Below are 22,820 nucleotides of genomic sequence, written 5' to 3' on the forward strand. Positions count from 1 at the left end.
ATGAGCATCCAGATGCCCGAGGGGCTGCAGTGGCTCAGCTACCTCGCTGGCGCTGAGTGGCCCGAGGGCGACGAAGATGCGATGTTCGCCCTCGGCGACGACTGGCAGACCGCGTCGAAGGGCGTGCACGACATCATCGATGCTCTGCACACCGCCTGCAATACCGCGCTCGCGAGCTATTCCGGCGACGGCGAAGACAAGATGAAGAACCAGTTCGACAAGTTCTTCACCGGTGATCAGTCCATCGAGAAGCTGGCCGGACAGCTGGAGCAGCTGGGTAAGTCGTGCCGCGACTGCGGCACCCAGGTCGAGTACGCCAAGCTGCAGATCATCATCACCCTGGCGATCCTGGCCGCGGAGATCGCCTACGCCCTGGCCACCATGTGGGGCGCGTTCGCGATCCCGGCGATGCAGGTCGAAGCCGTCGGTGTCATCCAGGGCATCGGCCGCACCCTGACCACCGCCCTGGCCAGGCACGCCAAATGGATGGCGGAGCTGCCGATGTGGAAGCTGGCCGCGATCGTCGGGGCGGAGCAGGCGGCGATCGGCTTCGGCACCGACCTGCTGGCCCAGTCCATCCAGATCGGCAAAGGTCACCGCGACGGAATCGACGGCAAACAGCTGGCCACCATGACCGCGGTGTCCGGAATCTCCGGAGTGGTGGCCGCCCCGGTCGGCAGTGTCATCGGAAAGCAGCTGGGCAAGTGGACCAACCAGGCGCTGACCAAGTTCGGCGGAAAGGAGCTGCTGGGGGGCAAGTTGGTCGTCCCCAAGGAGATGACGTGGTGGATGGCGGGAGCCAACGCGATCGGCGCGGGTGTACCCGCCGGTGTCGTCGGCGCCGGAGCGGGCATCGTCGCCTACGGCGCCATCACCGGCCAGTGGGAATTCGAACCCGCCGCGATCCTCGGCGGCGTGGGCGGCGGTCTGGTCGGTGGTATCCACGGCGTGGCGGGCCACGCGCAGTTCAAAGCTCTTGGCGAGAAGGGCTACATGAACGGCGACGCCGTACCACCGCCGAGCACCGACGGCAGCCGCGACCGGCCCGATCCGAAGATCCTCGATCACGACGGTTCCTCCACTCACTCCTCGCGTGACAACGGCGACAGCCCGAACTCCAATGCAGCGTCGACACATTCGACACCGTCCGGGAACTCGGACACACCTCCGGCGCGAACCAACGAATCCCGCACGCCACCAGCGGATTCCGCTTCCGACCGCAATTCGACAGCGCCCCAGCACGGACCGCAGACGACCCCGCAGACGAACGGCCGCACCGAAGCGGGCGGAAACAACGGCTCCACGACGAACAACGCCTCGACGGCGAACAACGGCGCGCGCGGCGGAACCGATTCGAACACCGCCCCCTCGCAGCACTCGATCACCGCGAATTCCACGGATTCGGTTGTGCCACAGTCGACCACGCAACCCCATGGCGACACCGCGTCGAATCACGAAAGCAGCGGGAACAACTCGTCCGTCTCAGCAGATTCTGATCGGTCGCTCCGCACGGCGGATTCCGATCAGTCGTTCCACACGGCGAAATCGGATCAGCCGTTCCACACAGCCGAGTCCCAGCCGGATTCGTCGACCCGTTCCACCGAGACGGGTTCGCAGCACACGACACCGCGGCCGGACGAGTGGAAGGGCGGGGAACCACCGACGTCCTGGTCGTCGTCGGTCGACGGTGGGTGGCGCCCACCCGTGTCGCACATCGACGATTCCACGAACTCACTTGCGCCCCAATCTAATACCGGAACTCGTCCGGAGACGCCGTCGGCACAGTCGCCCATCCGGAACACCGGCCTCATGCCAGGCGGCACGCAGTCCGTGGCACCGCCGCGAAGCGACGGGCTCGCTCTCACCGACAGGGCATCGGCACCTCAGTCGCCACGCCCGACCGTCTCGTCTCTGGGCGACGGCTCCCACACGCGACTCACCACCGAATCGACCCGCCCCGTCGGCGAGCATCGCACGCAGACTCCCGTCGGCGAGCATCGCACGCAGACCTCACCGCCGGGCGATCACATCACATCGAAGGTTCATCCGGACCTCCAGCAGCCCCCGCCCCTTGTCCCGGCACGCGAGGAGCAGACCACCGAGAACCGGCGCACCGTACTGGAATTCGAACCACAGGATCGCTTCGACCCGACGCCGGAGCAGGCGGCCGCGCTGCCCGGGTATCGCCTGCACCGCATCGACGCGGACGGCGACTGCTGGTTCGCAGCGATAGATCACGTGACCGAAGGAAAAATCGGGTTCGGGCACGAGACGCTCCGGGCTCCGATCGTCCAGGCCCTGGGAGAGCGCAAGGGGGAACTGCTCCCCTTTTTCGCCCCCCAGTCCGAGCAGTTCCGGGAGATGTCGGAGGGGATAACCAATCTCGATATCTCCATCCGCGACCATCCGGACGACCCGGAGCACGCCGACTGGGTCGTGCTACGGGACGACCTTCAGAATCATTACGACCAAGAACGCTCGAGGGAGTTCGACCGGCAACTCGAGGACCTGCTCCGGCCCGGTGCCTATAACAACGAGCTCGGCGATTTCCTCAATACGGTTGGTGCCGACCATTTCAACCGGCGCCTGGTGGTCGTGACCCAAGACGGCAGAATGGAGTACTTCGGTCCGCGCGACGCCCCGGAAGCGGTTCTCGTCCGGGTCGACGAGGCCAACGGCCACTACCACGTCGCCGAGCGAATCCCGGAGCATCGCCGCGGCGCCGAGTCGTTCACGCCTGATTCGAATCCGCCACCGCCCACCGAGCCGACGGGCTCCAGGCACACCGAGCAGGAACCCGGTCCGACACGCTGGGAGCCCCCGCCCGCCGGGGATGATCCGCTCTTCGCGAGCATCGCCCACATCCTCGACCTCCCCGGTGCCGATCATGTGCGCACAGGAATCACCGACCACCTGAACCGCTTGCAGCAGCAGGAAACTCAGCGGCGCACCGATATCGATACAGAGCGGCAGCAGGGCCGGATCGACACTGCGCGGTGGCGCAGCGAACAGGACTGGCGCCGGGAATTCGACACCCGGATGAACGAGTGGCGCCGAGCGGCGGCGCCGGATTCCGGCACGACGCGGGCGACGCCACAGCGCGAGGTCGTGGACCGGGACGTCCGCCTCGCCGCGAGCGCGTTCGAGACGAACCTCGTCGTCGAGCACCCGAACGGCTCCGGGACGACCGAACACTTCTTCGCGCAGGATCGGCCGAATGCGTACCTGCGCTACACATCCGACGGCCGCTACGAGATCGGCACAACCCCTGACCGCGAGCCACGCGCGGGTCTCGGCCCCGAACACGACGGCAGCGACACACATTCCGTCCACGAGCGAAGCGATGACGGCTCCCGCGAGGCTCCGGCCGGGACGACTACGCCTCGTCCCGAGCCTCCCGGTGGTCAGCAACGTACCGACCCGCAGCGTAAGACCGCGGGTGCCGGAGAACCGATGGACCGGCACGAGGTGCAGCTCCGTGAGCGATTGCGGGCGGAGGTCGAATCCGATAATCCGAGTGTCATAGCTGCCCGCGAGCGATTGGACACCGCTGCGGCCGAGGTGCGTGAGACCCGTCGAGCACTGGAATCCGCTTCGGCAGAACATGATCGGGCACGGGAGACGCCGGACCCACGTGCCGAGGCGCGGAGCAGGACCGAAGACGCCGAGGCGCGGCGCGAGTCGGCACGGGCCGAACACGATGCCGCGCAGGCCGCCCACAATTCCGCACGGGCCGAGCACGATGCCGCGCGGGCTGAGCACGATGCGGCCGTGCAGCGTGCTGTGCAGGAGCGCTACGAGGAGTTGCGGGCCGAGTCGGAGGCCAGAGTCGCTGCCGCCGAACAGGATGCGCTGCACATGCGTGCCACCACCGACGAGCAGATGAACACCGCCCGCGAGCATCTGCGTACGGCAACCGACACTGTGAAGGACGCCCGACACAGGTACGAGACGGCGAAGGCGGAGCTCGACGCAGGTCTGAAGGGCAGGCTCGACGACAATATCGCGGCCTCGGAGCAGCGGGTCGAGTCGGCGGGGAATGCGTTGCGGGACAGCCGGAACGAGTACGAACAGGCACGTGCGGGCAACGAGCCGCGGCGGGAATACCTCGACCAGCTGCGCCGGGAAATCAAACAGCGTCATAGTGACCTGCGGAGCGAGCTGATCGAACACGAGGCGCTGCTTACGGCCGCGAAGAATCACACCGAGGAGTTGGCTGCGGCGCGAGACAGACGCGCCGAGCTCGTGCCGGGTTGGCGGGGACGGTGGCCGTTCGACTGGAAGGTCGGGCGGCGGGCCGCCGACTGGGGCGAGGCGTTGAACCGGCGTGAGCGCGACGCTGCGGCGGAGTCGCAGGTGAACGAGCTGCACCGGGATCTGCAGGCGAAGGAGCAGGCGTATCCGCAGGCGGTAGCGGATTTCAAGAACGTGATGCGGGGGGTGATCGAGGATCGTCTGGCGAGTGTGGGACGCGCGAAGGCACCGGACCGAGACGCCTACGAGGCGGGGCTCGCGGATCGGCGGCAGGCGATGCGGGCGGCCTCGTTCAAGGCCCTCGAGGCTGCGGACGCAGTACAGAAGGCGGCGTTCGTATTCCGGGACGAGGTATTGCGCCGTACCAGTGAGACGGACCCGGTAGTCGGGCGAAGGGCGTCCGACGACGAGGTAGACCGCCTGGTGCGCGACGGTTCTCGCTGGGAGCGGGTGGCGGCGATGCCGGAATGGATGACGCGCCGTGATCCGCAGGGACGCACGCCGCGGGAGACGCAGATGCTGGCGTACGTGCTGACCGAGTTCGGCCCGGCGGATATGAAGGGCGGGGAGGGCAAGACCCTGGTGATGATCATGTCCGGGTATCGCGATGCCCGCGAGCACGGCGTATCGACCAACTTGACCAGCAGCGATCCACTGGTGGTCGACATGATCGACGAGGTGCGGACGTATCTGGGGGAACACCACCCGGATTCCGGGGTGGATATCGTGCAGCTGCGCGAGAACGAGCCGTTCCCGCAGTCGGCCTGGAAAGCCTTGGAGGACGGGCGCAGTCTGCTGGTGGTGGGGACCAAGGAGGGGGTGCTGTTCGCCGGGCTGCACGAAATACAGGCGATGGTGGACGAGATCAAGCGCGCCGGTGCGTCCGACGACGTGGTGACCGAGCTGCGGGACTGGCTGCGCACCGAGCCGCAGGTGGATGCGCTGACCGATCGCTTGAACGCGGTGGCCGAGGAGCACGGGGTGACCCGGCGGTTCCGGCCGCTGCCGGAGGGGGTGGGGAATTTCGACGAGGTCGATACCGCCTTCGACGGGGTGGTCCGAGCTATCTTGTCGCCTGGTGCGCGCGGAGACGCGGACCCGGCGACAGTGCAGCATCTGAGCGACGTGTACGAGAATTTCCGGCTCGCGATGCTCGAACACGGACTGACCGACAAGGACTTCGGCAGGCCGGAAAATACGCGAGGGCTCTGGCATTCGCGTATGAGCGACGAGGCGGCCGACAAACTGGCTGCGGTGATCGGCGACCGGGATGCCGTACACGCCGACGCCCGGCATTACGCGCAGTTCGCGCTGGGCCGGTGGGGGCTGCACCGCGGCTCCGACTTCATCACCTCCCGTGAACACGACAAGGTAATGCTGATCAATGCGAAGACCACCGACAAGCTGTCGTGGGATCGCGACAAGGCCAGCGAGACACGACTGCAGGAGCTCGGGCAGTACCTCGACATCGTCGAAGGCGTGACCGTGCGCGGCAATAACCCGGCCGATTCGCTGACGATGTCGTTGAAGCAGTGGATCGGCAGCCGCTTCCTGCAGGACCCGAAGGGCGTGTCGGGCACGGCGAAAGAAGTGGAAAACGCCATGTACGACGCGTGGGGCGGGTCCCGTGACGAGCGGGGCGACTATTTCGGCGTGCCGGAAATCGAGCGGTTCTACCAGAACAAATTGTTCGAGGAAGCCCTGGCGGAGTTCAAGAACCGCGAGGCGAAGCTGAAGGGCCAAGCGACCGATGCCATAGACGCCGCGAAAATCTCGTTCACGGTGCGGGACGGCGAGATCGTGGGGATCGAGCAGAAGGGCCGGCCGCGGTGGAACATTTCGCTCGACAACGCCGAGATCCGCGGAGCCGACGAGCGCCGGGTGGAGACCGTGGTCGACAAGCCGGGCGGCGGGCGAATGGTCGAGGAGACCAGGATCGAGCTGAATCACTGGCGGGACAAGGAACTTTCCGAGCGCGGGGTAATCGACTGGGTCGACGCGATCGTCGACCAGCGAATGAAAGACTATGCGCGGGAACACAACCTGACGATCGCCGACGGAGTGAAACTCGACTACACGGCGATCGACGCCCGCTGGCACAAGGAGAACGGCGGCGGGGACGCCGCCGAACGCAAGGCCGCCGACCTGGTCAAGAAATTCGGGAAACCGGGCAGCATCATGTTCATCAACAAATCCGGCGCCCGCGGCACCGACCCCAAACCTACGGCGGAGGCGAAGGCGCTCGGCGGCGTGATCACCAGCATCAGTGGCGGCCCGGCATACTCGAAACGCGTACTGCTGCAGGCGATCTGGCGGTCCGCCCGCGGCGGGTCCGGCGAGGATCGCGTCAACGGCGGCACGCCCGGATCCTATAGGATTTACACCTCACCGGAGGACTTCCGCACGGAGATCGAAGACGCACAGGCCATCCGGGAAATCACCCGGTATCTCGACGCCGTCGACGAACGCGACCAAGCCGCCCACAGCTACGAAACCGACCCCACCGCAGGCAAAAAGAACACCCTCGAAGAAGCCGATCAGCGCGTCGACGAAGCCGTACGGGTACTGCGGGAAGAAACAACACCGAGGCTGCAACAACGCGTCGAAGAACAGCTCCTCGCCCCCCACATCGGGCACGGCGACGCGCAACCCGCACTGCCACCGCAACCGACGGCCGATCCCGCGACAACCGCGCTCGACAACCTCGACCTCGCCCCACCGGGCATGGGCCTGCCTACCCCGCCACCCGCGCCCCAACACGAGTCCATGGCACAACCGCCGGACAGTCTCGACACCCGCGGCGAGCGCACCTCCCCCGAACCAGTCATCGGTCTCGGTCCCGAACACGACAACGCCCTGTTCCCCAGGGCCACACCGCCTTTCGAACCGGAGGGCGAGGACACCTACTCCGGCGACCACCTCGACGACATCCTCCGGTCGGAATGGCCCGGACCCACCACCGAACACCCGCGGCGAACCCGATTCGACGACGCCGCACTCCAACCGCCCACCTGGGACGAGCAGCAGACGAAGCTGCCCCGGACGCCGCCCGCCGTTCCGGTCACCGCCCACCGCATCGACCACCCCGACGGCGGCGCCGCCCTCGCCATCGTCAACCACGACGGCGACCTCGTTCTCCTACCGGCCCGCGGCGACATGAAAGCCAACCTGGGCGTACTGCCGTCCGGTCGCCCCGCCTACATCCTGCCGGACCCGGACCCGGACAAACCGGACGCCGTTGTTCCCGAGGACATGGTGCCCGAGTTCACTTTCCACCCCGGCGCCGACGACACCCACGGCACCGTCACCTGGGACGTACCGGGCGAGATCCGCATCTTCGACGTCGGAACAATGTCGTACGGAACCGAACTCGTCGCAATGCCCCAGCCTCGAGGCCTGTCGATCAAATACCCCGGGACCGCGACCTGGCTCGCCCACAACATCCCCCGCCAGGTCCTGCCGGACATGCCGACGCTGGACCGACCCGACGGGGAACTGTTCCCGCACGACCCACGATCAGGCGACGCACGCCAGGGCCGCGCCGCAGATTGCGATCTGATCGCCGTGCTCAATGCGAAAGCGGACCGCGACCCACAGCTGATTCGCGAACTACTCCACGACCACGAAAACGGCTGGGCCAGTGTCCGGCTCGTCATCGACGGCGAATTCCATTGGGAACCCGTCAATCTGAACGAAATCTACGTGACAGCGGGCACCGAGAGCGGACACTTCGCCCGCCACGAACCCGGAGAACCTTTGTGGCCCAGCGTGATCGAGAAAGCCTTCGCGCAACGCCTCGGTGGTATCGACGGGTACCACGGGCTCCGCGGACTGAAGACCCAGCCCTACCTCGACAAGGGTTTCCACCGCGCCCCCAACGGCGCGCTGACTCAGCCCAGCCGGGTCATCGACGACAAAGACTTCCTGCACCCGTTCCGTCTCGACACCGACACCCTGCGGCAACTGATGGCGGCAGGCCGCGGCGACCCCGAATTCGCCCGCCACCTGACCGACCGTATCCACCTCCGCGAGCAGCAGCTCGAGGCTCTGTCCGCTGACGTGTGGAAAGCCGTGAACGACCTCTATCCGGACGACCCCACAGCCCCTCGCGACGTCCGCGCCGCCACCAGGGCCACCCGCGAAGCCACGCACGAGCAATACGTTCATCCCCAGCGTCTGCGCGATCCCCGGAGCTTTCGTAAGTACCTCGACGAGCAGTTCCCGGAGGAGTGGACCACCGAGAAGAACATCCTGGCCGACTACCACCGCGCGATATACAGCGGACCGCCCGAACTCCGGGAGTTCCCCACCGGCCACGAATTCCTCGAGCAGGCGATCGCCGACCGCATCGACTGGGCACTGCGACCCGAGCGCGGCACCACGGTGGTGCTCGGGACGAGGAAGTTCGGAGAAGCCGACGCGGTACGGGGGTTGGAATCCAATCACGCATACCAGGTCCTCGGGGTCGAACGCGACAAGGGGAAACCGGTCGGACTCCTACTCCAAAACCCGCACAATCACGGCAGATACCCCACCCCGGCGGAGGGCATCGAATACCGCGATTCCGTGGACGAATCCGTATACACCACCGACGGAAACGGCACCCGCTTCCGCGAGTCCCCGGACGGCACGTCGGAAATGTATTCCCCGATCCGCGGCAGGATCTGGCAATCCGCCGACCGAGTGATCTTCTGGACCACGATCGACGGCGCCAAAAGGCGCAAAGCCCCGGAAGACCCGACATGGCTTCCCGACCCCGGCCGCATCGATCCGCCGGAAAACACCACTCCCCGCCGCGGCATCATCGCCGTCGCCCTCCGGCACATCCCGAAGTTCTACACCCTCCGGATAAGTGGCCCCGGCGCACACGGCCTCTACAGACCCGAAGCCACCGCCGGCTCGGACCCCGGCACGACACCATTGACCGCCCCCGGACCACGCGCGGGCCCCGAACGCGATCCCAGCGTTGTACCCGCCATCCAGACCCGCATCGAGCCGAGGATCGGTCTCGGGTCCGACGGTGATCCGGGTCGGATACTGATGTTCCCGAATCCGGATGTGCTGGTGGACTTTCCGGCCTCACCGACCGGGGGTGCTTTCCGGCCCGGGACCGTCCTCTATATCACCGACCCGCACCTGACTCTGAGTCTGACTGTTACCGAGGACGGAGGGGTGCGGCCGCATCACCACTACCATCAAGCGGCCGCGGAGGTCGCCGACGAAGATGGGCCTGCCTATCCCGGTCAGGCTGCTCGTGATCTCATCCGTACCCATATCGGCTTCCCCGGCCGGATTATCACCGCCACCGTCGTCCACCTTCCCGCACCGGATGCGCCCGTTACCTCCGGACCCGCCACTGTCGCCGCGTTCGCCGACCACGACCATTACCCGACCCTGTTCACCGGTACCCGGATCGATCTCCCTGGCAACGCCACCGCCACCATCCTCGCCGACAACACGGCCGAGGTCCGGACCCCCGATGGATCGCTGAACATGACCCCCGTCGAGTTCGTCAGGGAGCATGTCCGTACTTCCGACGGAACGCGAAATATCACCCCCGTCGCCGTCCACACTCCCGGCCCCACCGACTGGAGCGACCACCACCACACACCCGTCGCCGCCGTCGCCCACATCCTCGACAAGATCAGCCGTGGGATGTTGCCGGAACTGCGCGGAGCGATCGCCGCATTCCTGTCGGCTCGTCGTGACGAATTCGCCCGCCTCATCACCGATGACGACATCGATACCGCATTGGCCCAGGAAGATCGGCGTCAGCTGCAGTTCCTCACCGACCCCGCCCGGCACACCGACCCTGCCGCGCTCGCCGCCGAGAACACCCGCGCCGCCGAATTCCGGGAAGATATCGTCCGCCGACGCCATCGAGCGATCGACGACGAGATCTCGGCAATCGGCAACGGCACCACCACCGGCAACCGGTCCACCACACACCCGGGCCTCCCGTTCGCCTTCCACCCCGCCATCGGCCACGCCGGAGAAAACGTCATCATCCAACAGGGCGCCACCTGGCACGCCCTCATCACCAACCCCGCACCCGGCCAGAAGGTTCATTATCTCCAGCAACAGCCCGACGCCCACACCTACCGGCACGCACGAACACCTCGCAACAACCTTTACACCACAACGATTTTCGGCCCCAAACTCGCGCCCAAGCAACAGACCGTATTCGAACACTACGAGGGCGGCTGGACCGGCACCGATGCCATCGCACGCTACCTTCGCAGCGTCGGCGTATTTTCTACCGATGACCCCTGGGAGACCAACTTCACGATAGGCAGCAGCAATGGGAGCGCATATCGCAGGCTCGGGGTGCACGATCTCCAGTCCGCCAGGCTCGAAGTACGCCGGTGGCGCATACTCGACGAAAACTCCGTCGAAATGGCTCGTCGAGCGCGTCTCGGGTTCGATGAAGCGGATATCACCAGATACCCGCTGCCCGATATACCCGATACGCCCGTCAAGATTTCGCACACACATCTGGCGCTACTCACCAGTTTCAAGCAAGGTCGCACGGACACGCAGGACATTACCCGCCATCTGCGCGCTCGAGGGACATATGTCACGACGTCGAAAATAACCAAAGAGAGAAGCAATCTATTCGTAAAGAAACTCGGAATTGCCGAGATCAGCGGGCATTCTCCGGAAACCAGGGTGAAAAGGGCGGTGATACAAGCCGAAAGGATGATCGCCGCAGGTGCGCTTCTCGACCAGAACGGCCTCCCGATACGAACGCTCGTAAACTCGCAGACGGCTGCGGCGCCCGGCGACGGCAGCGGTGCCTTTCAGCGTCCCGCCGGTCCAGCCCCTGCGGGTCCCGCCGCAGGCATCGGTGAACGCCCGAGCAGCAGCCCAACCCCAGCACCTATCACCCCTCACATCCAGCCACCGACAACACCGAGCGAGCCACGCATCAGCCTCGGCCCCGAGGATCCCGGCGTCATGCTCCCCCTTGTCGGCAACCCCGTATTCGACGACCCCCACGAGTTGCTGGATGACCTCACTCTCGCCCTTCCCCTGCAAACCGGCACCAGCAACTACCCGCCCGGCACCCGGATCTACCTCAACGACCAGCACAAGAAGACACTCCGACTCACAATCACCCACGACAGCGGCGTACAACTCGACTACTACAGCCACACCGCCGGCCCCACCGCCGACAACGACGAACCCGTCTACCGCGGGGACCACGCCCTCGACGTCATCCGCAACCACATCACCGCCACCGACCGCACCATCACCGCCACCGTCGTCCACCACCCCACACCCGACACCTCCGGACCCATCTCCCACGCCACCGTCGCCGAACTCACCGGCCGGGACCATTACCCCACCTTGACCATCGGTACCCGAATCGAACTCGCCGACAACAGCACCGCCACCTTCCTCGCCAACGGAAGAATCGAGCACCACACTCTCTCGGCCGAAAAACAAACCATCAATGCGAAACAATTCTTTGACAACCTCGCCACCACCCTCGACCCCCGTAGCCGCGTCACCATACACACCCCCACACCCACCAGATGGAGCGATGAACACGACTCACCCGTCACAGCCATCGCCCGCGCACTCCGCGAAAACAACGCCCAACGAATACAACAACTACACACCAGCATCGCTGACCGCCTGGAGGACCGCCGGGACGAATACGTCGGCCTGATCACCAACGACTACATCGACACCCTGCAAGCCCAAGAAAACCACTACCGGCACCAAGTCGACAACGACCCCCTCTACGACGACCCGGACCTGCGCCGCGCGGAAAACACCCGCCGCGCCGAATTCGACCGAAGCATAAACCGAACGCGCCTCGAAGCACTCGCCCACGAAATCATCGCACTCCGCGAAGGTCACCCCACCCACAATCGATCCACCACACACCCCGGACTCCCCTTCGCATTCCACCCTGCCATCGACCACACCAAAATCAACATCGACCTCACCCGAACCGGAATTACCCGACAAACCCTCGTCACCAACCCCACCCCCGGACAAAGTATCCACCACATCCGACAACACCCCCGAAACAACACCTACCGGCACGCCACCTACCCCACCGATACCCCGTCTGCCTCATCCGTCCCCTACACCACGATAATTTTCGGCCCGACGCTCACGGACCGGCAAAGGGTGGTCTACGAACACCGCGCCGCCGGCTGGAGAAGGCACGTCTATATCACGCAGCACATCAGAGAAACCGAATTTCCTGATGTCAAACCGAATGCAGCCCGGGACATGCTGACGCCCTCCACCCTGAACACCAAATTCGGAGTTTCCGATCTCGACTCCGCCATGACCGAAGTTCACCGGTGGCATCTCCTCGACCGAACCGCCGTAGACAAAGCCCGCCGAGCGCGTCTAGAACTCGAAGCCGGCCTCGCACCGGGAAAGCGGAAGGTCACACTGCCGGAAATTCAGCTGAAGATGCTCGAGAGCTATCAGGCAGGATATTTCAAAAATAACGACGTCCTCCGCTACATACAATCGCGAGGATACCATACCGATCTAACCAAGATAAAAGACGCAAGGCCCGCACTGTTCATAAACCTCGGAATCGAGGCTATCGACGGTGAATCTCCGGATGATCGTTGCAGAAGAGCAGTAGAAGAAGCCAACAGCCGGATACAGGAAGGCCTGCTCTACAGCAAGCCACGCACCCTGATCACCACACTCCGCCCCCAACCCGCAGCCCCGGCACCCGCCGCCGCCGGCAGCAGCACGTACCACCACCCCACCAACTCCGGTATCGGTGAACGCCCGACCCTGGGACCCCTCCAGCGTCCGGTCGCTCCCCCCAATCAGTGTGTCCGGACCAACCTGACCGCTGTCCGTGATCTCGTCGGCAGCCGCTACATCACCGTTCCCGCGTCCACCGGGCCGGGAGGGGAAACCTTCTCGGCGACTGTGCGTTACATCGGCACACCGGTCCCCGAATTCGGCAATCATGCTCGTCTGGAAAGCTTCCTCCGCGCGTATGCACCGGCCCTCGCGGTCACCATCGACATCTACACGACTCCTTCCGGCCGGCACGACATCGGCGGCCACCTGTACTTCGCCAGAAGCGATACGCACGGCAACATCCACACCGAAGACCATGAACTCGGCAGATTTCACCCGAATCTGCCGAAGCCCCTCCGGGAACTGAAGACGGTTTACGCATCACTGATCACACTCGACGGCGGCCATCCGATCGAGCATCCCGATCCGCTGGGCGACCGGGCAAAATCCGGCACCGAGCAGAACCAACTCGTCCGCCTCGGACGCGACGAACCAGGCGCCACCCTCAACCCCACGGATGTGAATCGCGACGATCGGGTTGATGTGTTCGGTTGGGGCGTTTTCAGAGACAAGTTCTCGGACGTCGATTTCCCGGCGGGGACGCGGTTGGAGTTCACCGATCGCAGCGGGGGCGGGTATGTGGGGACGGTAGAGGAGTCGGCGGATGGCCGGCAGGTACGGATGGCTGGTGCGGGGGACGGCGATGGGGTGGGTGGTCGTGTGGTGGTGGGGTTGGCGGTGTTCCGGGAGGGATTGCGGTCAGGTTGGCCGAGGCTGAGGCCGGGAGGTGTGGTGCGGGTCGTGCAGCCCGCGGTGGCCGATGGGGTTGCCCGGGTGTGGGACGCGGGCCGGTTCCTGCATGCGTTGGGTGACAACGGTTTCGGCGCGGGGACGCGAGCGTCCTGGCGCGAGGCGACCGACCATGGGGAGCGGACCGTGTCGGCGATCGTGCGGGGTGATCGCGGGTTCGATGTCGATGAGGCCGGTACGGGGACCTCGACGCTGTCGGTCGTGGATTTGATGCAGCGTTTGCGGGGTGTGGGGTCGGTGGAGGTGGTGGCCATCCGGCGGGATCTGCCTCCCGTCGAGGCGCCGACGGATGAACAACTGCGGGCGCTGGAACTGATTGCCCGGGGCACATCCGATCCCGAGACCGATCAGCTCATGGCGGGCGTGTTCGACCGCTTGGGGTTGGAGGGCGACCGTCGCGACGGGTTGGTCGCAGTGGCGTCGGGTCGGCAGCGTGGCTGGTTGCGGCCGGATCCGTTGCCCGGCGACATCGATTTTCGGTATTTCGGGCGGCAGCCGAGGTCCGGCGAGCCGATGCCGTTCCAGCCCGACGAGGTGGACCTGCTTGTCCGGGTCGCGCGGCGCAAGTCGAGCAGTGAGCTCAGCAATGCCGTGCCCGAGCTCCAACCGCGGCTGCAGTCGGTTTTCACCGGGCTGGGATTGGAGGGAATCCACAGAAATGAGCTCGCCGCCGTGCAGGCGGCTCGCGAGTGGGGGCTCCTGAGTCGGAAGCCGGAACCCGGTGACCGGGATTACGAGTTCTACGGGCGCAATCCGGTCACCGGTGCGCAAGTGAGGTTCGAGTCCAGTCAGGTGGAGCTGCTTTCCTGGATCTCGGTGCGTAAACCCAACATGGAGCCCAAGCGTCATCCGGATGTGGCCGCAGAGCTCGAGGCGGTCGAGGCGGTCGAGGTCTCGAATATCCCCAACGCAGTGAGCAGAGTCAAGGATCGCCTCAAATCTATATACAACAAGCTGCTATTGGTGGGTGCTGACCGTAATTATCTGGGTGCGGTGCGAGCGGCCCGCGCCTGGGAGGTATTGGATCGTAATCCGATGCCGGGTGATCTGGATTTCGAGTATTACGGTTCCGATCCGCAGTCGGGTGCTCGTGTGTCGCTAACGGATGATGAATTGAGCCTGCTGTACCGGATCGTCCGCGATGGATATGTCAATCTATACGCGCTGCAACATTCCCTCGGAATCAGGCAACCTGCCGCCAGGATGCGTGTGCGGGCACTGTCCGGCAAGTTGGGATTGGGGGATGATGCGGATGCCGAGGATTTGGGACGGGTAGCGCGTGAGTGGGGGTTGCTGCCCGCGGTGGCGGGGAGCGGTGTTGCTACGAGTCCCACCGACGGCAGCACCCACCCCGCCGGCGGTCCAGCACCACACCGCTTTACCAGCCACACCACCCAGGCCCCCGCGCCCAGAGACGACACCCCCGCGCCGCGGGCAGCCGTCGGCGGCGAGCGGGAACGGCTCGCCGATCGCACGATCGGCCATAGGTCGGACGGCAGCACCCCCCGAGGACCTGTCACCCTCGGAATCACCGCCGATGCCGAGACCGCAGCGGTGACCGCGTTCGAGCCCGGCACCCACGACACCTACTTCGGCTCGCACCTGCTGGAGCAGTTGCGAAAAGACGAAGAGCACCTGCTGCAGCGGCCGGAAGAAGCAAAACCTTCCAGCTCGGCCGACAGTTCCCGAGCACATTCCGACGAGACCGAAGTCGAGTACGACGAGCACGGGCTCGAGAAACCTCCCCCGCTCCCCGACCATGAGCGCCTGGAAAACCTCTCGGCCGCGGAGAAACTGGCGCTGGTGCCCGCAGATCCCGTGGAAACAAGCGCGGGCCGCACACCGGCAGACCAGATCGTCGGCCCTGTACGTCCCATACAGGCGTTCGAACCCGTGGGCGACGACACTTACTTCGGCGACCACCTGCGGGACGCACTCGGATCCGAATGGCCCGAGCCCACCACTGAACACCCGTCACGAACCCATCTCGACGACTCCGGACCGCAGCCGCCCACATGGGCCGAACAGCAGACGAAACTCCCCCGGGAACCAATTGCGGTCCCGGTCACGGCCGACCGCATCGAGCATCCCGAAGGCGGTGCCGCCCTCACCGTCGTCAACCACGCCGGGCACGTTCTGCTGCTGCCCTCCCGCGGCGATGTCGAGGCCGACCTGGTCGTCCCGCGGGTGGGTCGTCCCTACTTCAGCCTGCCGAACGCGGGCCCGAACGGACAGGACGCCGTCCTTCCGGTGGATATGGTGCCCGAGTTCGCGTTCCAGCCCGGAACGGGCAGCGATCACGGCACCCTCAGCTTGGACGTATCGGGGGAGATCCGAATCTTCGGCATCGGATCGATACCGTACGAAACCGAACTCGTGGCATTGCCCCGACCGCATGGCCTGTCGATCAAGTACCCCGGAGACGACCACTGGCTCGCCCACAACATTCCCCGCCAGGTCCTGCCCGACATGCCGACACTGGTCGAACGGCCTGGCGGGCAGCTGTTCCCGCACGATCCGCGGTCACGAGACGCACGTCAGGGCCGCACCGGCGATTGCGACCTGATCGCCCTGCTCCAGGCGAGGGCCGACCGCGACCCACAGCTGATCCGCGAACTGCTGCACGACCACGAAAACGGCTGGGCCAGCGTCCGACTGGTTATCGACGGCGAATTCGTCTGGGAGCCGGTCGAACTGGACGAAATCTATGTAACCGCAGGCAGTGAGAGCGGGCATTTCGCCGGCCACGAACCCGGAGAGCCCTTGTGGCCCAGCGTGATCGAGAAGGCCTTCGCGCAACGCATCGGCGGGATCGACGGCTATCGGGGACTCGAAGGGATCAATGCCCAGCCCTACCTCGACAAGGGTTTCTACCGCGCCGACGGCGGGGCGCTGACACAGCCCAGCCGGGTCGTCGAGGACAAAGACTTCCTGCACCCGTTCCGTTTCGACACCGACACGCTGCGGCAACTGATGTCGGCGGGCCACGGAGACCCCGAATTCGCGGACCATGTCTCCGGGTACGTCGAGGACCTCCAGCGGGAGATCGGGGCTCGGCGCGATATCCGATGGGACGCCATCGTCGCCGCGTATCCGGACAACCCCAACGATCATCCCGACATCCGCGACGTCAACGAGGCCGACCGCACCATCGCCTACAACCGGTTCCTGGAGACCGACGACCTCCGCTCGCCCGAAGGCTTCCGCAAATACCTCGACGAACAGTTCCCGGAGGAATGGCCCACCGAGAAGCACATCCTGGCCGAATATCACCGCGCTGTCTACAGCGGACCGCCCCAGCACCGGGTGTTCCCCACCGGCCACGAGTTCCTCGAGCAAGCGATCGCCGACCGCATCGACTGGGCGCTGCGGCAAGAGCGCGGCACTACGGTCACCATCGCGACGTACAACTTCGGATCGGACCACGAAAACAGGACCGCCGTGCCCGGTTTGGTCGGCCAACACGCATACGAGTTCCTCGGGGTCGAACGCGACGACAAGGGACGACCGGTCGGGCTCGTACTCCAAGACCCACACGGCAACCGCAACAGCGGCAACCTCGTCTCGAAGGGCGATATCGAATACCTCCAGGCCCCGGACCGGTCGGTGTACACCGTCGACGCGAACGGCACCCGCACCCGCCGATCCCCGGACGGCACCTCGGAATGGTTCTCTCCGGTCCACGGCAGGCACTGGCAAACCGCCGACAGACAGCGGTTCTGGACCTCGGCGTCCACCGGTGCCAAGATGCGCAGAGCCCCCGGAGACAGGACATGGGTTCCCGATCCGGACCGCATCGACCCGCCGGACAACACCACCCCTCGCCCGGGCATCGTCGCCGTTCCCCTCAAACACCTGTCGAAGTTCGGCCGCATTCGGGTAAGTGGTCCCGGCGCGCACGGCCTCTACGGACCCGAGACCACCGCCGACGCGAACCTCGGCACGACACCACCGACCACCCCCGGACCGCGCGCTGGCCCCGGTCCCGAACATGGCAACACTCGCGACGACAATCTCGCCTGGCCCAGCCAGAACAACGACAACACCGCTCCGGCAGCCCGAACACACACCGGCACAACCGGTCCCCGCCACACACCCACCACCAACGAACCACGCATCGGCCTCGGCCCCGAACACGGCAACAGCAGCGATACCACGAACGTGCAATGGGGCGATCGGGTTGATGTGCTCGATTGGCGGGTGTTCAGGGAGAGGTTCTCGGGGGTTGATTTTCCGGTGGGGACGCGGTTGGAGTTCAGTGCCGGCAATCGTGTTGTGATGACCGCGTCGGTGGAGCCTGTGGGTGTGCGGGTGGTTGGTGCTGGTCATGGTCTGACGAGGGAACTGAGTGCGGATGAGTTCTGGGCGGCTGTGCAGCAGGGGTCCTCGGCGCTGAGCGCCGGGGGTGTGGTCAGGATTGTGCAGCCCGCAGTGGGCGACGCGGCGGTGGCGGGGGACACCGGCACCGACTCGGGCCACACACAAGCAGTCCGGCCACTGACAGACCCGCAAAGGAACGCGCTCGAGCAGTACACCATCTACGAGAGCTACCAAGTAGCCGCAACACGACTCGACACTGACCGCGGCTCGGTGCGGCGCGCCGTGATCGCCGCGGTAGGCAGGCTCGGGGCGACGGACGTGGCTCAGGCTGTGCAATGGCAGCGCGAGGCCGTCGGCCAGGGGGTCGATGTCGAGCAGATCGCGCAAGAAGCACGGCAACACCCCCAGACCTTGCAGGGATCGGTCCGGCCACTGACAGACCCGCAAAGAAACGCGCTCGAGCAGTACACCATCTACGAGAGCTACGAAGCAGCCGCACGGAGACTCGGCATCAGGCCGCCCACAGTGTGGCAGGCCGTGGCCGCCGCTGTAGACAGGCTCCGGGCGACGAACGTGGCTCAGGCTGTGCAATGGCAGCGCGAGGCCGTCGGCCAGGGGGTCGATGTCGAGCAGATCGCGCAAGAAGCACGGCAACACCCCCAGACCTTGCAGGGATCGGTCCGGCCACTGACAGACCCGCAAAGAAACGCGCTCGAGCAGTACACCATCTACGAGAACTACCAAGTAACCGCAACACGACTCGACACTGACCGCGGCTCGGTGCGGCGCACCGTGATCGCCGCGGTAGGCAGGCTCGGGGCGACGGACGTGGCTCAGGCTGTGCAATGGCAGCGCGAGGCCCTCGACCGGGGGGTCGATGTCGAGCAGATCGCGCAAGAAGCACGGCAACACCCCCAGACCTTGCAGGGATCGGTCCGGCCACTGACAGACCCGCAAAGAAACGCGCTCGAGCAGTACACCATCTACGAGAGCTACCAAGTAGCCGCACGGAGACTCGGCATCAGGCCGCCCACAGTGTGGCAGGCCGTGGCCGCCGCTGTAGACAGGCTCCGGGCGACGAACGTGGCTCAGGCTGTGCAATGGCAGCGCGAGGCCGTCGGCCAGGGGGTCGATGTCGAGCAGATCGCGCAAGAAGCACGGCAACACCCCCAGACCTTGCAGGGATCGGTCCGGCCACTGACAGACCCGCAAAGAAACGCGCTCGAGCAGTACACCATCTACGAGAACTACCAAGTAACCGCAACACGACTCGACTCTGACCGGAGCTCGTTGCGGCGCACCGTGATCGCCGCGGTAGGCAGGCTCGGGGCGACGGACGTGGCTCAGGCTGTGCAATGGCAGCGCGAGGCCCTCGGCCAGGGGGTCGATGTCGAGCAGATCGCGCAAGAAGCACGGCAACACCCCCAGACCTTGCAGGGATCGGGTACGGCAGACCTCCCCAGCGCCCCCCCGATCACCGACGGCAACTACACCACCGACCCCACCACACAGACAGATATCACAAATCAATCGTGGGACAACCCGACGCTGCTGGACGATCCGACGCTGTGGGACGACCCGACGCTGCAGGACAACCCGACACTGTGGGACAACCCGACACTGTGGGACAACCCAACGCTGCAGGACAACCCAACGCTGCAGGACAACCCGACACTGCAGGACAACCCGACACTGTGGGACAACCCGACACTGTGGGACAACCCGACACTGCAGGACAACCCAACACTGTGGGACAACCCAACACTGCAGGACAACCCAACACCGTGGGACGACCCGACACTGTGGGACGACCCGACACTGCAGGACAACCCGACACTGTGGGACAACCCGACGAGTACCTGGGAGTCCGGGATCCACGACACCGACGGCAGCTACATCACCGACCCCACGATTGACCCCACCGCCCAACACCAGCCCCTCAGGGGCGGCGCCACCCAGCACGCCAACGACCCTGCACTTCGCCCACACACCGACAACATTCCCGCACCCGGCGGCGGAGTATGGGAATCACAACCGGGCGACGGTAACTGCATGTTCCATGCCGTCGCTCGCGTACTCGACATGAACGACCCCGATGCACATCTGGACTTGCGTGCCCACGCCGTGGAAGCCGCCTACCTCGGCCGGACCGGCAGCCTCGACGACTTCATGCCTCCCGCCGCACCCCGCCATTTCATGCCCGGGAACCCGCCCGCCGAATTCCTGCCGGGTGGCTCCGATACCGAACGCCGCGACGCATATCAGCAGCACCGCCGGGACACATACGAGCGGCTCCGCCGGGACGCTTTCGCCGGCCAGCTCGAGAATCTCCTTCTCGATGCCCGATACACCGACCCTGCCGCCGAATTCCTGCTCCCCGCAACAGCGCGCACGCTCGGACTCAACCTCGACATCCACCACCCGGACGGCACAACCCACCATCTCCACCACGGCACCCCGGACACCCCCACCTACAGCTTCTTCCGCGACAACATCGGCGGTGGCCACTACCACGTCGCCATCCACGCCGACGGCCAACCCGTCACCACCCACACCACCACCCCGGACACCACTACCCAATCCACCGAACCACTCCGCGGCGGCGCCGAACCACAAACCACCCTGGAGGATGCCCCGGGCCCCGCTCTCACGCCTGCCCCGGTCCGGCCGCCCGAGACGTACAGCATGGCTGTCTTCCTCTCCAGGTTCCACGGTGCCGAATTCCCAGAGGGTGCGCGGCTGTATATGCAGACCGAGCGTGGGGAACTCGTTGTCACCTTCGGAACCGACGGCGTCGAGGTGATGCGCAACGACCCCATCCCGGTCGGGCGTCACCCGGCCGCCGAGTTCTGGGGCTACGCCGGATCCGAGCACGTGGCGCAGGAATTCCAGGAAGTACGGGTTGTCCCGCCGCACGACACGTTCACCATGGCCGAACTCGTCTCGAGGTCCCCCGATGCCGAGTTCCCGGACGGGACAAGGCTGTACATACAGACCCGGCACGGAGAACTCGTTGCCACCCTCGGAAACGACAGTGTCGATGTGAAGTGGAACGAAAGCGGGCCGCCTGCGCCCAGGCGTCAGCGCACGGACGCCGCCGGGCCATCGAATGCACCGCAGGCCGCTTCCAGGACGCGCCGCGTCTCGCCCATCCCGATCGGGACGCACCCCGTCGACGGTTTCTGGCATCGCGCCGGATCCGGTCGCGCCGCGAAGATCGAAGATGTTCGAGTGGTCCGGCCGCACAATGCGTTCGCCATGTCCGATTTCGTCTCCAGGTTCCACGGCACCGGGCTCCGCGACGGGACGACGATATACATACAGACCACGCGCGGGGATATCCGTGCAAACTTCGAGAACGGCCACGTCGAGGTAGCGCGGAAGGGCGACTCGCCCATCGAGATCGGCTCGCACACCCTCGCGGATTTCTGGGAGCACGCCCGATACGCATCGGGGATTCGGGAAGTACGGGTCGCCGCTCCGCCGTGGGAAATGTTGGACATCAGAAAAAAGCTTCGCCAAGATCATTACCATATTGGAACCATCATCGGATTGGATACCACCATCGGGCCCTTGTCTGCAGTCGTCCGCAGAGATGGCAAGCTCGAAGTTCGCAACGAAGATACCCGCGCCGTCGCAAGATCGGATTTTTACGATCTTCTCGACGGGCACGTGGCAAACGAGGAGGTACGGGTTGTCCGGCCACGGGTCTTCAATGGCGCCTGGGACAAGAAGCGCATCAAAGAGGAACTGCACCGAAATATTCGCGCCCTCACTGGAACGAAGTTCCGTTTCCGTACCGCCGACGGCCCCAGGACGGCAGTCGTCCGAGACGATGGCAAGCTCGAAATCAGAAACGAGGACATCCGTATCGTCGATAAATCTAATCTCGACGTTATTCTCACTGAACATACGGTGAAATCTGCCCGGACCATCGCTCCTCCTCCTCCTTATTGGTACCGAGCCAGGAACGATCTCAATTCCCCGTTCCCCCTGCTGGCCAGAATTTTCTATTACGAGAAAAGATCGGAATTCTACGAGGATCTGGCCGATCAACTCGAAGCGAACAAGGCATTATATTCGAGGGAAATCACGAACGACCGATTGGACGACGAGGTCCGGCACGCAACGGCTCCCACGAGCCCCGAATTCCAGCAATATATTCGGAACCAACGCACAATACTGCTGGATGAGGAAATTGCAGCGGTGGAACGTGGTGAGTTCTCCGGGAACCGAATGATGGGAACCAGCGGCACGGCGTTCGTCGTCGCGGCGGCGTTCCATTGGAGGCGGATGAATTTCATTATCCGCGGTCGTTCCAACGGTGTCTTCTCGAATTCTCCGCAGGGCTCGTTCATTGTCCTGCGACACTCGGCGAACGGCGGCTACGAGATCGGGGTCACCGAAGACGGCAGGATGTTTTCGACGGGTAGACCCGCCCCACCCCCCATCCTCGATACGCCGGTCGTTGTCCCGAGGGACAAGATACCACCACCACTCACCGAAATGATCGCCAGCCGAGCCAAGCCTTTCCTCATCGGCGCAGCCCGTCGGCCGACATATACGACCGATTTGCGGCCGATCGGCGCGAGAATCAATATGCCTCCCATTTCCGTGAAGTCTGATATCAAAGAAGTCCTCAC

General features: G+C 65.1%; 1 protein-coding gene (running past one end of the window). It reads left to right on the plus strand.

Going from position 1 to position 22,820, the window contains the following annotated elements; translation table 11 throughout:
• A protein-coding gene (locus tag ACQP1G_RS30525; RefSeq protein WP_433193049.1) for an ADP-ribosyltransferase crosses the window boundary here: on the plus strand, nt 1-22,820 show its 5' portion. 14,179 nt of this gene lie beyond the right edge of the window; 22,820 of the gene's 36,999 nt are visible here — the first part of the coding sequence; its start codon is at nt 1-3; its stop codon lies off the right edge, out of view.

The sequence above is a fragment of the Nocardia sp. CA-107356 genome (assembly GCF_050946365.1).
Lineage (GTDB): Bacteria > Actinomycetota > Actinomycetes > Mycobacteriales > Mycobacteriaceae > Nocardia.